Source organism: Streptomyces sp. NPDC004111 (assembly GCF_042874215.1).
In the GTDB taxonomy this organism is placed as follows: Bacteria; Actinomycetota; Actinomycetes; order Streptomycetales; family Streptomycetaceae; genus Streptomyces.
The window spans coordinates 311,101-325,034 of the sequence record NZ_JBIAMU010000010.1 but is presented as its reverse complement, the minus strand read 5'-3'; the positions used below and the strand labels follow the sequence as shown (position 1 = coordinate 325,034).

The following is a 13,934-nucleotide window of genomic DNA, read 5'->3' as shown; positions in this document are numbered from 1 at the left end:
CCCTGTCTCCCTCCCGTACGTCCCGTGTCCTGCTCCGGATCCGAATCGAGGATCGGCCCCATGCGCCGCCGTACCACCGCAACCCTGCTCGCCACCGCCCTCGTCGCGCTGCCCGCACCGATCGCCGCCGCGGACGACGGGGGCCCGGGGAAGGTCGTGCTGCCGGGCGTCCCCGAGCGGCTGTCCCCGCAGCAGAAGTGCACCACCTTCCCGGGGCGTGCCACCTCCGACGCCCCGTGGAGCCGCAACGCGCTCGCCCTGGACCAGGTGTGGACCCTCTCGCAGGGGCGGGGGGTGAAGGTCGCCGTCGTCGGCACCGGGGTGAGCGACGCGCCCGCGGTGCTCGCGGGCCGGGTCCGGGCGCTCGGCGGGGCGGACGAGGACTGCGTGGGCCGGGGCACCTTCCAGGCGGGGCTGATCGCCGGTGCGGCGTCCCCGGGCCAGGGCTTCGCGGGTGTCGCGCCGCTGGCGACGATCCTCGCGGTACGGGGCACCGGCACGCGCGGCGAGAGCGACCCGGCGCGGCTGGCCGCCGGGGTGCGGGAGGCGGCGGAGGCGGGGGCCCGGGTGATCGCGGTGACGGCGCCGATGGACGGCACCGACAGGACGGTGCGGGCCGCGCTGTCGGCCGCCGCGCGCGCCGACGCCCTGGTGGTGGTGCCCGCGGCGGCCGACAGCGTCCCGCCGGGCTCGGGCAAGCCGCCCGTCGCACCCGCGCCGCCGCAGGACGCTCTCGCGGTGCTGGACACCGGCCCGCAGGGCACCCGCCCGGACTCCGCGCCGCCCTTCACCCGGGCCGATCTGACCGCCCCCGGTGACGCGCTGGTCGGGCCGGGGCCGGTGGGCAACGGCAAGTGGACGGGTTCCGGCTCCTCGCTGGCTGCCGCGGTGACGGCGGGCGCCGCCGCCCTGGTGCGTTCGTACCACCCCGAGCTGACGGCGCCCCAGGTGCGGGCGCGGCTGCTGCGCACCGCCTACCCGGGCGACCTGCCCGCGCTGGACCCGTACGGTGCGGTGGCCGGCGCCGGCGCGGGCAGCGCACCGGCCGCCGCCGCGGGGGCGGTGACGGCCGCCCGCCCCGGCCCGGTGCGGCTGGCGTCGCCGCCGGACACCTCGGGGGCCAGGAACACCTCGCTGCTGGTCGCTGCGGGATCCGTGGGGGTGGTTCTGCTGGTCGCGTTCCTGGCGGTGGTGCTGCCGCGGGGCCGGGCGCGCGGCTGGCGTCCGGGGCGGCTGGGGGCGGACGGGCCGGGCCCGGCCTGAGCACGGCGGCCCGCCCGGAAGGACCACGGGGGGGGGGGGGGGGGGGGGCGGGGGGGGGGGGGGGGGGGGGGGCGGGGGGGGGGGGGGGGGGGGGGGGGGGGGGGCGGGGGGGGGGGGGCCGCGGGGGGGCCCGGGGGGCCCGGGGGGGGGGGGGGGCCCCCCCGCCCGCCGCCCCCCCCCCCCCCCCCCCCCCCCCCCCGCCGGCTGCCCGGCCGCACCGGGCGCCGGGAGTGGGTCAGGCGCTCTCCTCCGGTGTCTCCGTCGGCAGGGCCAGCTGGACCAGGGCCGCCTTGCGGCGGGCGACGCGCAGGGCGCGGCCCGGGGGCAGGATGCGCGCCTTGACGCTGTCGAAGACGTAGCCCTCCGAGGGCGGGCAGGACATCTGCAGGGCCGGCGAGTTGACCTCCTGGAGCTTGCGCATCAGCGGGTCGACCCGGGAGGCGCCCGCCGCGGCGCGGGCGACGACGAGGTGCAGTCCGACCTCGTAGCCCAGCGGCAGGTGCGCGAGCAGCGGCTCGAAGGGGCCGCTGAAGCCGCTGCCGACCATCTCGTAGTCGTCGACCAGGACGAACAGGCGCGGGCCCGTCCACCAGTCGGCGCGCCGCATCCGGGCCGGTGAGATGTCCTCGCCGGGGGCCCGGACCACCATCGCGCGGGCGACCCCGTCGACGAGTTCGCGCAGCGGGTCGGCGGCCACCGCGTGGCCGAGCCGGTACTCCTCGGGGACCGCCTCGACGAGTTCCCGGCGGTAGTCGACGACCAGGATGCGGGCCTCGTCGGGCGTGTGGGCGGCGACGATCCGTTCGGCGATCAGGCGCAGGGCGCTGGTCTTGCCGCTCTCGGTGTCGCCGACCAGCACCAGGTGCGGACTCTGCGCGAAGTCGTGCCAGACGGGGGCGAGTTCGGCCTCGTCCAGGCCGAGCGCGACGCGCAGCGGCTGCTGCGGGTCGACGGCCGGGAGCTCGGCCGCGGTGAACCGGGTGGGCAGCATCCGTACCGGCGGTGCGGGCGGCGCGTCCCAGTTCTCGGCGACCGCCTCGACGAGGTCGTCGAGCGCCTCGGAGAGGTCGTCGGCGCCCTCGACGCCGTCGATGCGCGGCAGTGCGACCAGGAAGTGCAGCTTGTCGGGGCTCAGGCCGCGTCCGGGTACGGCGGGGACGGTGGCCGCCTTGCGGATGTCGACGGCGGAGTCCAGCGGGTCGCCCATCCGCAGCTCCAGCCGGTTGCCGACCTGGTCGCGCAGGGCGGCGGACAGCTCCACCCAGCGGGAGGTGCTGACCATCAGGTGGACGCCGTAGTTGAGGCCCCGGGTGGCGATGCCGTTGAAGACGCCGATGTCGTCGAACATGTCGCTGCGCACGGTGGACCAGCCGTCGACGACGAGGAAGACGTCGCCCAGCGGCTCGTCGGGGTACTGGCCGGCCGCCCGGCGCTTGCGGTAGGTGGCCATCGAGTCGATGCCCTGCTCCTGGAAGAACACCTCGCGCCGGTTGAGCAGCGAGGTGACCTCGGCCAGGGTGCGGGAGATCCGCTCCCGGTCCAGGCGGCTCGCGACTCCGCCGACGTGCGGCAGTCCGGTGAGGCCGAGGAGGGCGCCGCCGCCGAAGTCCAGGCAGTAGAACTGCACTTCGCGCGGGGTGTGGGTGAGGGCGAGCGCGGTGATGAGGGTGCGCAGCACGGTGGACTTGCCGCTCTGCGGTCCGCCCGCGACGGCGAAGTGGCCGCCCGCGCCCTCGAAGTCGACGGTGAGCAGGTCGCGGACCTGTTCGAAGGGCTTGTCGACGATGCCTACGGGGACGCGCAGCCTGCCCCGGTCGGGCGAGCCGGCGGTGGTGAGGCCGAATTCGGGGTCGGGCACCAGCGGCGGCAGCAGCGCGTCGAGGGCGGGCGGGGTGTCCAGCGGCGGCAGCCACACCTGGTGGGCGGGCGGTCCGCTGTCCCGCAGCCGTTCCAGGGCGAGGCCCAGCAGGGTCTCCCCAGTGTCCGGTTCGGTGGTCACCGGGTCGGGGTCGGGTGCGGCGGGCAGGGTGCGCGGCACCACCCAGCCGGTGCCCCAGGGCACCACCTGGCGGGCGATCTGCGCCTGCTGGACGCTGCCCCGCTTGGGCTTGTACGAGCCGGACACATAGGCGGCGCGGAACCGGGTGAGGGCTTCGACGCCGCTCTTGAGGTAGCCGCTGCCAGGGGTGGGCGGCAGGTGGTAGGCGTCGGGGACGCCGAGGACGCCGCGGCTCTCGATGGCGGAGAAGGTGCGCAGACCGATGCGGTAGGAGAGGTGGGACTCCAGTTGGTGCATGCGGCCCTCCTCCAGTCGCTGGGAGGCGAGCAGCAGGTGGACGCCGAGCGAGCGGCCGAGGCGGCCGATCATCACGAAGAGGTCCATGAAGTCGCGGTGGGCGGCGAGGAGTTCGGAGAACTCGTCGACGACGATGAACAGCGAGGGCAGCGGGGCGAGCGGGGTGCCGGCCGCGCGGGCCTTCTCGTACTCCAGGACCGAGGAGTAGTTCCCGGCCCGGCGCAGCAGCTCCTGACGTCGCATCAGTTCGCCGTGCACGGCGTCCTGCATACGGCCGACCAGGGGCAGTTCCTCGGCGAGGTTGGTGATGACCGCGGAGGTGTGCGGGAGTTCGTCCATGCCGAGGAAGGTGGCGCCGCCCTTGAAGTCGACGAGGACGAAGTTCAGGGACTCCGAGGAGTGGGTGAGGGCCAGGCCCAGGACGAGGGTGCGCAGCAGCTCGCTCTTGCCGGAGCCGGTGGCGCCGATGAGCATGCCGTGCGGGCCCATGCCGCCCTGTGCGGACTCCTTGATGTCGAGTTCGACGGGCAGTCCGTCCTCGCCGACGGCGATCGGTACCCGCAGCCGCTCGCGGCTCTCCAGCGGCCGGTTCCACAGCCGGCCCGCCTCGTGCCTGCGCAGGTCGGGTATGCCGAGCAGGGAGGTGAGTTCGGTGTCGGCGGTGAACGGTTCGGCGGCGGCCGTTCCGCCGCCGAGCCGGTAGGGGGCGAGCCGGGCGGCCAGGGTGCGGGCGGCGACGGGGCCGAGCGCGTCGGGTGCGCCGAGCAGGGTGGCCTGCTCCTTGCGTTCGCGGTCGGTGCGCACCAGGTGCAGTCCGTCGTCCCCGATGCGCAGCCGCAGGGTGCCCCGGGCGGGCTTCCAGGCGAACGACTGGGAGAGGTCGACGACGACGGTGTTGCGGTAGCCGACGCCCTCCAGCCGGTGGCCGCCGGGCACGATGCCGCCGTCCACGACGATCACGGTGAACGGCTCGTCGCGGCCGGGTGCGGTCTCCGGGTCGAAGGGCGGGCGCTCGGTGAAGTCGGCGCCGAGCAGTTCGTCGAGTTCGACGAGTCCGGCGGCGACGGTACGGGCCTGTCCGGCGCCGTCGCGCTGGTAGGCGTGCTGGGTGTGCGGCAGCCACTTCACCCATTCCCAGTCGGCGCGCCGCGCGTCGGAGACGCAGAGCGCGATGCCGAGTTCCTCGGGTGCGTGGAACGCGGCGAGCTGGGCGAGAGCTGCGCGGGCGAGGGCGCGGGCGCGGTCCTGGTCGCCGTGCACCAGGATCCGTGACCAGGCCCGCAGGTAGAGGGCGATGGGCTGGTCGGGGACGGTTCCGTAGGCGCGGATGAAGCTGCGCAGGGCGTGGGCGGAGAGCGGTTCCAGGTCCTCGACGGGCTTGGTGGCCAGCGGGGCGAGCCGGGTGCCGAGCTTCTGTTCGCCGACGGCGACGCGCACCTCGGCGAAGTCCTCGTCGGCGGGGCGGCGTTCCCACTGGCGGCTGGTGCCGGTGAGGGCCCACAGGGCGGCCGGGTCGGGGTGCCGCCAGGCCAGCGCCTTCTGCTGTTCACCGACTGTTCGCCGGATCTTCCGCCGGGTCTGGGCCAAGTAGCGCAGGTAGTCACGGCGTTCGCCCTTGAGCTTGCGCTTGCGTTCGCCCGAGGTGCGGATCAGCTGGCCGACGATCATCGCCACGGACGACAGGAGCATGAGCCCGATCGCGAAGTAGCTGAAGGCGGTGGCCTGGCCGGGCCTGATGAACATCATCAGCATGGCGAGTGACGTCAGGCCCATGGGGAGGTACGTCCACATGGCCGAGGTGTTGGGTTCCGCCTCGGGAAGAGTGGGCGGTTCCTGGAGGCTGATCTCGCCGTCCGGCATGTCGGGACCCCGCCGTCGGGCGGGACGGCGGAACAGTACGGTGCTCACGCGGAATTGCTCCTCGGGCTCGGGCGCGCCGAAATGCGGTGGGGCGGGATGGGGGAAACTCGCACGAAGCGGGCGGAACATGCCCGTACCAGTTGTGAACAACCGGTGTTGCAGTCTGCCGCGTGCACAACGGTAGTGTGCGGAGATCGACTTCGGAATTCCGGCCCCTCGGAGAGGTGTGGCCCCGTCGCCATGACAGACATATCCGCCCCCGGCCTGTGCCGGCTCACGGTAAGAACCCCGGAACGGCTGCTCGACCTCGCGGTCCCCGCGGACGTTCCGGTGGCCGATCTGCTGCCCATCCTGCTCGACCACGCCGGCGACGACCTCGCGGAGAAGGGCATCGAGCACGGCGGCTGGATCCTGCAACGCCTGGGCGGGGAACCGCTGGACGAGGAGGGCACCCCCGAGGGGCTCTCCCTGCGGGACGGCGAGACGCTCCTGCTGCGCCCCCGCACCGAAGCCCTGCCGCCCATCCACTTCGACGACCTGGTCGACGGCGTGGCCACCACGATGCGCGAGCGTCCGCACGGCTGGGCCACCCGCACCAGCCGGTGGCTGCTGCGCGGCACCGCGGTCGTGCTGCTGGCCGCCGGACTGCTGGTGCTGGCCCTGCCCGGCGGCCCGGCCCCGGTACGGGCCGCGGTCGCGGCGGGCACCGGACTGCTGGTGCTGTTCGGGGCCGCCTCGGCGAGCCGCGCGGTGGGCGACTCCGCCGCCGGTGCCGCGCTCGGCGTCCTCGTACCGCCGTATCTCGCGCTGGCGGGCGCCCTGCTGCCCGGCGGCGACCCGGGCACCCAGCTCACCGGGGCCCGGCTGCTGGCCGGTTCGGCCGCCGCGGCGGGCGGTGCGATCCTGGCGGTGGCCGCGGTCGCCGCCTTCGTACCGCTGCTGCTGAGCACGGCGGTGGTCGCGCTCGCCGGTGCGCTCTGGGGCACCCTGATGCTGCTCACCGACTGGCCCGCCGCGCACGCGGCGAGCGTCCTCGCGGTGCTCGCGGTCGTCTTCGGCGGGCTGGTGCCCGGCATCGCGTTCCGCCTGTCCGGGCTGCGGCTGCCCGCCCTGCCCACCAACGCCGAGCAGTTGCAGGAGGGCATCGAGCCGCATCCCAACCAGCGGGTGGTGAGCCGCACCGCGCTCGCCGAGGAGTGGATGACCGCGCTCTACGCGGCGACCGGGGTGATCTGCGCGGGCGTCCTGTCCGCCCTGGTCCTGACCCGCCCGAACACCGCGGCGCTGGTCACCGCGGCCGTGCTGAGCGTGCTTCTGCTGCTGCACGCACGCGGCATCGGCAATGTGTGGCAGCGGCCCGCGGTGATGCTCCCCGGGCTCTACGGCCTGGTCCTGATGGCGGTGCACGCGGCCCGTTCGCTGGACGCCGGGCAGCGGCCCTTCCTGCTCGCGGCGCTCCTCGCCGTGGCCGCAGCGGCGGCCATCGCCTCGTGGACCGTGCCGGGCCGCCGGATGCTGCCCTACTGGGGCCGCGCGGCGGACATCCTGCACACCCTGGCCGCGGTGGCGCTGATCCCGCTGACCCTGTGGGTGCTGGGCGTGTACGCGGCCCTGCGCACCGCGACCGGCTGAGGGGAGGGACGTACACCATGCAGTCCAGGAAGGACCAGGTCCAGGCGCACCTCTTCGTCATGGGCCGGCTCACCAGCGGCATGCTGCGGGGCGACCCGGACTCCCCGGAGTCCCCGGTGGGGCGCACCAACCGCGGCATGGCCTGGGGCATCGGCCTCGGCGCCGTGCTCGTCATCGGCTTCCTGCTCTTCGGCCTGATCTCCCCGGCGGGCTCCAAGGCCTGGCGGCAGGAGTCCGCGCTGATCGTGCAGAAGGACACCGGAACCCGCTACCTCTACCTCGGCGGCCGGCTCCGGCCGGTCCGCAACTACGCCTCCGCGAAGCTGATCGCGGCGGACAAGCTCAAGCCGGTGCAGGTCTCCGCGACGTCCCTGGCGGGCGAGCCGCACGGCACCCCGGTGGGCATCCCCGGCGCCCCCGACACGCTGCCCGCGCTCGGCGACCTGGAGCAGGGCGCCTGGCAGGTCTGCGCGGAGGAGCCGAACCGCACGGGGCCCGACGGCACCGGCCGCCGCCCGGTCACCTCGCTGCGGCTGGGCCTGTCCGCCGAGGGCACCTCGCCCGGCGACGACCGCGCGGTGCTGGCCCAGGGCCCGGACGGAGCCAAGCACCTGTTGTGGGGCGACCACCGGCTGCGGCTCGGCAAGCACGGTGCGGCCCAGGCCCTCGGCTACTCGGGCGCGACGCCTCTGCCGGTGTCCGCCGCGTTCCTCGACAGCGTCCCGGCCGCCCCCGACCTGGCCGCCCCCGAGGTGGACGGCCGGGGCACCCCGGGCCCCAGGATCGGCGGCCGTCCCAGCCGTACCGGCCAGGTGTACGCCCTGACCTCGCCGGGCGCAGCCGCCCAGCACTTCCTGCTGGAGCGGTCCGGGCTGCGCGCCCTGAGCGCCCCCGGAGCCGCGCTCGTCCTGGGCGACGACCGCACGGCGAAACTGGCGTACCCGGGGGCCGCCCCGGCCGCGATCCCGCTCACCGCCGACCAGCTGACGCAGCACCAGGCGAAGTCCGCACGGGCCGGCAAGGACCCGTCGCTCTGGCCCTCCCGCACCCCCGGAGTACGGGACCCCGGTCCCGGCACCTCGGTGTGCGCCCGGATCCAGCCGGAGGGGGCGGCGCCCCGGGTGGCGCTCGCACTGGTACCGGCCGCCGGACGGGCCCCGGCTCCGGCCTCCGGCCCGGAGATCACCCGGGCGTGCCTGGCCGTGGACGGTCTGGAGGTACGGCCCGGCGGCGGCACGCTCGTACAGGCGCTGGGGGCGGGCGGCTCGGTCATCGGCACGACGAGCTATCTGGTCACCGACGTGGGCGTCAAGTACCGGCTGCCGGACGCGAAGTCGGTGGAGCGCCTCGGCCTGAAGGGCGGGCGCGCCCAGGCGGTGCCGTCGCGGCTGCTGGACATGCTGCCGACCGGTCCGGTGCTGGACGCGGCGGCGGCGAGCGGCGAACGGGCCGCCGCCGAGGCGGCGTTGAAGCCCGCGGAGAAGTCCTGCGGGTGAACAGTCGATGAACGTGTGACGCTTCGTCATTCGACGAAGCGTCAACTACGGCCTCTTACCGGCCAGTAGACGGCCTCGGGCCGACAGAAGGATCAAGGCAAGCTCAGATCTCGCCCCAGAGCATTGCCTGCGTCACATCAGCCTCTCTAGCATCAGCAGAAGCTCCCATTCCGGAAAGGACGTCCGACGTGTCGACTCCCCCTGCCCCTCCCGGCAACCTGCAGACTTCGTCGCAGAGCGAGAACCAGAAGGGCCTCAACGCCCTCGGCATGGTCCACAGCGGCATCAAGACGTCGCAGGAGGAAGTACGGACCACCATGGGCTCCCTGATGGACGCGTACGGCGGTCAGGACGGCGGCGCGTTCCAGCGGCTGCTGACCGACTGGAGCAGCCAGGTGGACATCATCACCAAGAACATCAACGAGATGATGCAGAAGCTCCAGGAGACCGGGACCCTCCAGCGCAACCTGCAGAACCAGACCACGGACTCGATCCAGGTCAGCAGCCGGTCGAACGACGTCTTCGCCTCGCTGGTCAAGTAGCGCCCAACAGCTCGCCGTTCGCCCGTTCTCCCTCCCTCTCCCTCCCCACCAGGAGTTCGCGATGTCCACTCCCCCCGCCGGGTACGACCACTCCAACAAGACAGACGGCATCATCCACGTCGAGTACAAGCGCGTGGACCAGGCCGCGGAGGACATGAGCCTCCAGACCACCCGCATCCGGAATCTGGTGCAGGCCCTCAACGAGGAGCTGGCCGGCCTGCACGGCGCCTGGCAGGGCGCCGACGCCGCGACGTACTCGGGTCTGCAGGCCCAGTGGAACCAGGCGGCCGGCCAGCTGAGCGAGGTCCTGACCAAGCACGGCCAGACGCTGACGGACATCTCCGCCCTGTACCGCCAGCACGAGAACCGCAGCGCGTCGGAGTGGGGCAACATCCGCGTCGGCCGCTGACCCCGCCCCTCCTCCCCCGCTCTCCGCACCTCTTCCCCCGCTGATTGCGAGCAGCCATGGCGCCCGACCCGACCGATCTGTCCCATCTGGACACGGACACCCTGACGAAGTTCGTCAACACCGATGTGCAGGGCTTCCTCACCCTGATCGGGGCCCTCAAGAAGGACACCGACGGCCACGCGGTGGCCGCCATGCAGTACCTGGCAACCCAGTTCGGCAGCACCTCGGTCGGTTACGTCAGCTCCGTGCTCAAGCTGGGCAGGCTCGGCGCGACGGGCGACAAGGCGACGGGGCCGCTGTCGGCCGCCCCGTTCCTCGCGTACCTGGCGAAGTCGGCCAAGGAGCTGTCCGCCGTCGAGGACAACCAGGAGAAGCTCTTCACCGACATCAGGGACGGCCTCAACACCGTGCTCACGGACATGAAGAAGCAGCAGCAGAAGAGCCTGGAGGACATCGAGAGCCAGAAGTTCCTCAACGACCTGCGCAACGTCGACGGGGACCTGGCCCCGTCGCAGAAGTCCTGACCTCTCAGAAGGAGTACCGAACCCCCCATGGCCGTTGATTCGAGTTGGGAATCGGTCGTCAAGAACCTCACCGGCTTCGACGGCGGCACCCGGGCCAACGTGGCTGCCGTGGGGGGTGCGGACGAGAAGACGGGCGACGGCAGCGAGTGGATGAAGATCAAGATCACCAACACCGGGGACGGGCGGAGCACCACCGGCCAGGTGGACGCGCCCGGCGCCAAGCTCGGCCGGACGATCAAGTTCTACGGCCCGCGGCAGAACGTGGCCGCACAGCTCTCCGTCTACACGGTGGAGCTGAGTCTGCCCTGGAGTTCGTCGAACGGCGCCGACTGGAGCGACACGGGCAACGCCGGTGCGTACGACTGGGGCTACGGAATGGTCCTGGAGAAGCTGGTCAACGAGCACCGCACCACCGGGTACGGCTCCGAGTACCCGCACAGCAAGCCCGTCGACGCCCTCGACTCGGTGGACCTCACGACGTTCGCCCCCACCGCCAAGGCGTTCGACCGCGTCACGGCGTACTTCCGTACCCAGACTCCGGTCCTGGAGCAGTGGGTCAAGGAACTCAACTCGGAGTACTCCGCCTACCGCGGCAACGGCGCGGACGTGTTCCGCGACCTGATCGACGCCATTGGCGTCGGCTACCGGGACTTCCTGCGGCTGATCCAGTCGGCCGGCGGCGACAAGGGCGGCCAGGCGTCCACCAGCGTGCCCGACTACAAGTCGGACTCCGCCGTCAGCGACAAGATCCTCGAAGCCGAGAAGGCGATCCACACCGCCGCCGTGTCGCTGCACACGGCGTGGAAGACGTGGGTGGGCACCGGCCTGTGGCTGGGGACCGCCCATCTCGACCAGCTGCTGGACGAAGTGGCGACGTGGCTGAACACGAACAACATCGTCAAGATGCAGCAGAACCAGAACGAGGTGTCCCAGGCCGGTGAGGGCTTCCTCTCCGTACACCCCACCTACGGGGACCTGACCCAGGAGGCGAGCTGGAAGCAGCTCTCCCGCGCCGCGCACACCAAGTGGAGCGCCACGCTCGCCGATCTCGACACCGCCGCCAGCACGGCGATGCTGAACCTCAACCAGGCCATGGCGGGGGCCAGCAGCAACACCACCTTCACCTTCAAGGCCGGCGTCTCCAGCCTCAAGGAGGCCAACGCCGTCGACGAGGCGGGCAAGGCAAAGGCCGACGCGGAGAAGGAGAAGGAGGACGCCAAGAAGGAGATGGACAAGCAGAAGGAGGAGATGAACAAGCAGAAGGAGGAATCGGAGAAGAAGCTCGACGAATTCAAGAAGGGCGGCGACGGCAAGCCCGACGTCCCCCCGCTCGGCCAGAACGAGACCGGCGGCAACGGGATGGGCAACCTCGGCGGCGGCGCGGGCGGCCTCGGTGACAAGGGCGGGCAGAAGCCGCCCACCACCGGCGCGATACCCCCGCTGGGCCTCAACGACACAGGCGGCAACGGCACCGGGCTCGGCGGCGACAACGGCCTCGGCAACAGCGTCAAGAACCCCGACGGCTCCGTCACCACGAAGAACCCCGACGGTTCGATGACCACCACCTACCCGGACGGCCACAAGGAGACCACTCCCCCGGGCGTCCTGCCTCCCGCGCTCAACCCCAACGGGACCAGCGGCGGCATCGGCACCGGCGGCGTGCCCGGCAAGACGGTCAAGGGCCCCGACGGCAGCACCACCACGTACAACGCCGACGGCTCGCGCACCACCACGCACAAGGACGGCACGACCACCACCGTCAACCCGGACGGCAGCTCGGTCACCAACAACCCCGACGGCTCGAAGACGGTCCTGAACAAGGACGGCAGCGAGACCATCACGTACCAGGACGGTACGAAGGCCACCATCAAGCCGGACGGCTCGACGATCACCCAGTACCCGGACGGCTCCTCCACGAAGCTGGCGCCGAACGGCACGCTCACCACCACCGACGCCCAGGGCAACAGCACCACCAGCCACCCGGCGCCCGGCTCGACCGTGAAGAACCCGGACGGCTCGTCCACCGTGTACGGCAGGGACGGCTCGACCACCACCACGCACGAGGACGGCACGAAGACCACCGTCTCGCCGAACGGCACCGTGACCACGGTCGACCCGGACGGCACCAAGACCGTCTCGCACCTGGGCAAGGGGACCTCCACCATCACCTACGCCGACGGCTCGGTGGCGCAGGTCGGCAAGGACGGCACGGTCTCCACCACGTACAAGGACGGCAGCACCACCAAGCTCGGCCCCGACGGCACGTACACCACCACCGACGCCGACGGGCACAAGAAGACCGAGCACCTGAACACCACCGGCGGCGGCGCCCAGACCAAGCACAACGCCGACGGGTCGAGCACCACCACCTACCCCGACGGCACCGTCGACAAGAAGCTCAAGGACGGCGGCCACCAGATCACCTACCCGGACGGCCGCACGGTCACCACCGACGCGTACGGCAGGACGACCGGCACCACGGGCGGGACCGGCGGCACCGGAGGGCTCGGAGGGCTCGGACCGAACAGGACCAGCGGCGGCCTCGGGAACTACGACTACTACGACTACCCGGACGCCAAGAACGGCAACTCGCCCCTGACGGGCGGCGGTTACGGCAGTACGGGCGCGGACGCCACCGGGGGCGGCCGGATTCCCCCGCTGGGTCTCAACCCCCTCGGCGGCCAGGGGCTCACGCCCGGCGGCATGGGCGGGGCGGGCGGCCTGGGCGCGGGTGCGGGCGGCGAGCGCACCCGTGCCGGAGCGATGGGAGAGGCCAACGCGGCGCGCAACGGCCGCGCCGCCCAGCTCGCCGCCGAGGAGGCCGCCCTGATGCGGCGCCCCAACACCAGCAGCTCGGGCAGCGGCATGCCGATGATGCCGCCGATGGGCGGCATGGGCGGCGGCGCCGGCGGCAACACCCAGAGCGACGAGCGCGAGCGCTCCACCTGGGTGAGCGAGGACGAGGACACCTGGGGCACCGACGAGGGCGGCGTGGCCGCGGTGATCGGACGGTGAGCCGCCGGGCGGACCGGCCGGGAAAGAACACGCAGCACGGGAAGGGCGCGGAACAGTCATGAGCAACCCGATGGAAGAACACCTGGCCGAGGCATTGGCCGAGTTCGAGGAGACCCGGTCCAAACTGACCGAGGCCGGCGCCGCCGCGGCCCGGATATCGGCGACCGTCATGGCCAAGGACCGTTCCGTGGAGGCCACGGTCGGGCCGCAGGGCGAACTGACGAACCTGCGCTTCCCGACCGCCCGCTACCGGACCATGCCCCCGGCGCAGCTGGCGAGCGTACTGATGGCCACCATCGGCAAGGCCCGTGCGGAGGCGGCCGGTCAACTGGCGGAGATCTACCGCCCGTTCGGCCCCATACCGGGGCTTTCACCGACCGCCGAGGGCGGCTTCCAGGAGCTGGACTGGGACGAGCTGTTCGCGCCGCTGCGCGAGGAGGGGCTGCCGGTGCCGCCGTCGAAGGCACCCACCCGCCCGTCCGGCGGCGCCCTGCTGGACGAGCTGGTCGAGGACGAGGACACGCACACCACCGGCACGAGCGGTTCCGTGGCGGCGGACGGGGGGACGCAGCGATGAGCGGACTGGATGTCGACACCGGCGGACTCGGCAAGAGCGGCGAGAACCTCGACGAGGTGGCGCAGCACATCAAGCTGATCCGCGACGACTACCTGGACAAGCTGACCACGTACCACGGCTGCTGGGGCACCGGTGAGTTCGGCGAGGCGTTCGCCAAGAAGTACCTGCCTGCCGTCGAGGACGCCAAGACGGGCATCACCGAGCTGAGCAACGCCCTGAGCGGCAGCGCGCAGAGCCTGCGCGACACGTCCACCAAGTTCGGCAATCTGCAGAACGACATCACCGGCAACCTGCACGGTGGGAACGGCAGGCGCTGACCC

At 72.8% G+C, this 13,934-nt stretch carries 10 protein-coding genes; 9 read left to right on the top strand and 1 reads right to left on the bottom strand.

Annotated features, from left to right (window positions below):
- The first annotated feature begins 60 nt into the window (after nucleotides 1-60).
- Nucleotides 61-1,263, top strand: coding sequence for a S8 family serine peptidase (locus tag ACFYVL_RS21530; RefSeq protein ID WP_389247083.1), 1,203 nt, complete (start codon nucleotides 61-63; stop codon nucleotides 1,261-1,263).
- A 235-nt stretch (nucleotides 1,264-1,498) separates the two neighbouring features.
- Here ACFYVL_RS21530 and eccCa read toward each other — a convergent pair whose 3' ends face one another.
- Nucleotides 1,499-5,467, bottom strand: coding sequence for a type VII secretion protein EccCa (eccCa, locus tag ACFYVL_RS21525; protein WP_389247081.1), 3,969 nt, complete (start codon nucleotides 5,465-5,467; stop codon nucleotides 1,499-1,501).
- Between the two features lie 192 nt (nucleotides 5,468-5,659).
- Between eccCa and eccD the strand changes: the two genes are divergently transcribed.
- From eccD to ACFYVL_RS21485, 8 genes are all read left to right on the top strand, one after another.
- Nucleotides 5,660-7,051: a type VII secretion integral membrane protein EccD gene (gene eccD, locus ACFYVL_RS21520; protein ID WP_389247079.1), complete on the top strand. Its 1,392-nt coding sequence runs from the start codon at nucleotides 5,660-5,662 to the stop codon at nucleotides 7,049-7,051.
- Nucleotides 7,052-7,068: 17 nt separating this feature from the next.
- Nucleotides 7,069-8,547: a type VII secretion protein EccB gene (eccB, locus tag ACFYVL_RS21515; protein WP_389247077.1), complete on the top strand. Its 1,479-nt coding sequence runs from the start codon at nucleotides 7,069-7,071 to the stop codon at nucleotides 8,545-8,547.
- A 188-nt stretch (nucleotides 8,548-8,735) separates the two neighbouring features.
- Nucleotides 8,736-9,089, top strand: a complete 354-nt coding sequence (locus tag ACFYVL_RS21510) for a hypothetical protein (RefSeq protein WP_389247075.1) — start codon at nucleotides 8,736-8,738, stop codon at nucleotides 9,087-9,089.
- A 61-nt stretch (nucleotides 9,090-9,150) separates the two neighbouring features.
- On the top strand, nucleotides 9,151-9,498 hold the full coding sequence (locus tag ACFYVL_RS21505) for a WXG100 family type VII secretion target (protein WP_389247073.1): 348 nt from the start codon (nucleotides 9,151-9,153) through the stop codon (nucleotides 9,496-9,498).
- 56 nt (nucleotides 9,499-9,554) lie between these two features.
- Nucleotides 9,555-10,022 carry a type VII secretion system-associated protein gene (locus tag ACFYVL_RS21500; RefSeq protein ID WP_389247072.1) on the top strand — a complete coding sequence of 156 codons (468 nt, stop codon included), beginning with the start codon at nucleotides 9,555-9,557 and terminating at the stop codon, nucleotides 10,020-10,022.
- Between the two features lie 27 nt (nucleotides 10,023-10,049).
- Entirely contained in the window at nucleotides 10,050-13,037 is a 2,988-nt protein-coding gene (locus tag ACFYVL_RS21495) for an AAWKG family protein (RefSeq protein ID WP_389247070.1), read from the top strand.
- 58 nt (nucleotides 13,038-13,095) lie between these two features.
- Nucleotides 13,096-13,614, top strand: a complete 519-nt coding sequence (locus tag ACFYVL_RS21490) for a YbaB/EbfC family DNA-binding protein (protein WP_389247068.1) — start codon at nucleotides 13,096-13,098, stop codon at nucleotides 13,612-13,614.
- On the top strand, nucleotides 13,611-13,931 hold the full coding sequence (locus tag ACFYVL_RS21485; RefSeq protein WP_389247066.1) for a hypothetical protein: 321 nt from the start codon (nucleotides 13,611-13,613) through the stop codon (nucleotides 13,929-13,931). Before ACFYVL_RS21490 ends, ACFYVL_RS21485 begins: the two co-directional genes overlap by 4 nt.
- Nucleotides 13,932-13,934: the final 3 nt, after the last annotated feature.

What these genes read in the sequence shown, in the direction of transcription:
- eccD (WP_389247079.1), top strand. Translation starts at nt 5,660, where the DNA reads ATGACAGACATATCCGCCCCCGGCCTGTGCCGGCTCACGGTAAGAACC.
- ACFYVL_RS21530 (WP_389247083.1), top strand. Translation starts at nt 61, where the DNA reads ATGCGCCGCCGTACCACCGCAACCCTGCTCGCCACCGCCCTCGTCGCG.
- eccB (WP_389247077.1), top strand. Translation starts at nt 7,069, where the DNA reads ATGCAGTCCAGGAAGGACCAGGTCCAGGCGCACCTCTTCGTCATGGGC.
- ACFYVL_RS21490 (WP_389247068.1), top strand. Translation starts at nt 13,096, where the DNA reads ATGAGCAACCCGATGGAAGAACACCTGGCCGAGGCATTGGCCGAGTTC.
- ACFYVL_RS21505 (WP_389247073.1), top strand. Translation starts at nt 9,151, where the DNA reads ATGTCCACTCCCCCCGCCGGGTACGACCACTCCAACAAGACAGACGGC.
- ACFYVL_RS21500 (WP_389247072.1), top strand. Translation starts at nt 9,555, where the DNA reads ATGGCGCCCGACCCGACCGATCTGTCCCATCTGGACACGGACACCCTG.
- ACFYVL_RS21495 (WP_389247070.1), top strand. Translation starts at nt 10,050, where the DNA reads ATGGCCGTTGATTCGAGTTGGGAATCGGTCGTCAAGAACCTCACCGGC.
- ACFYVL_RS21485 (WP_389247066.1), top strand. Translation starts at nt 13,611, where the DNA reads ATGAGCGGACTGGATGTCGACACCGGCGGACTCGGCAAGAGCGGCGAG.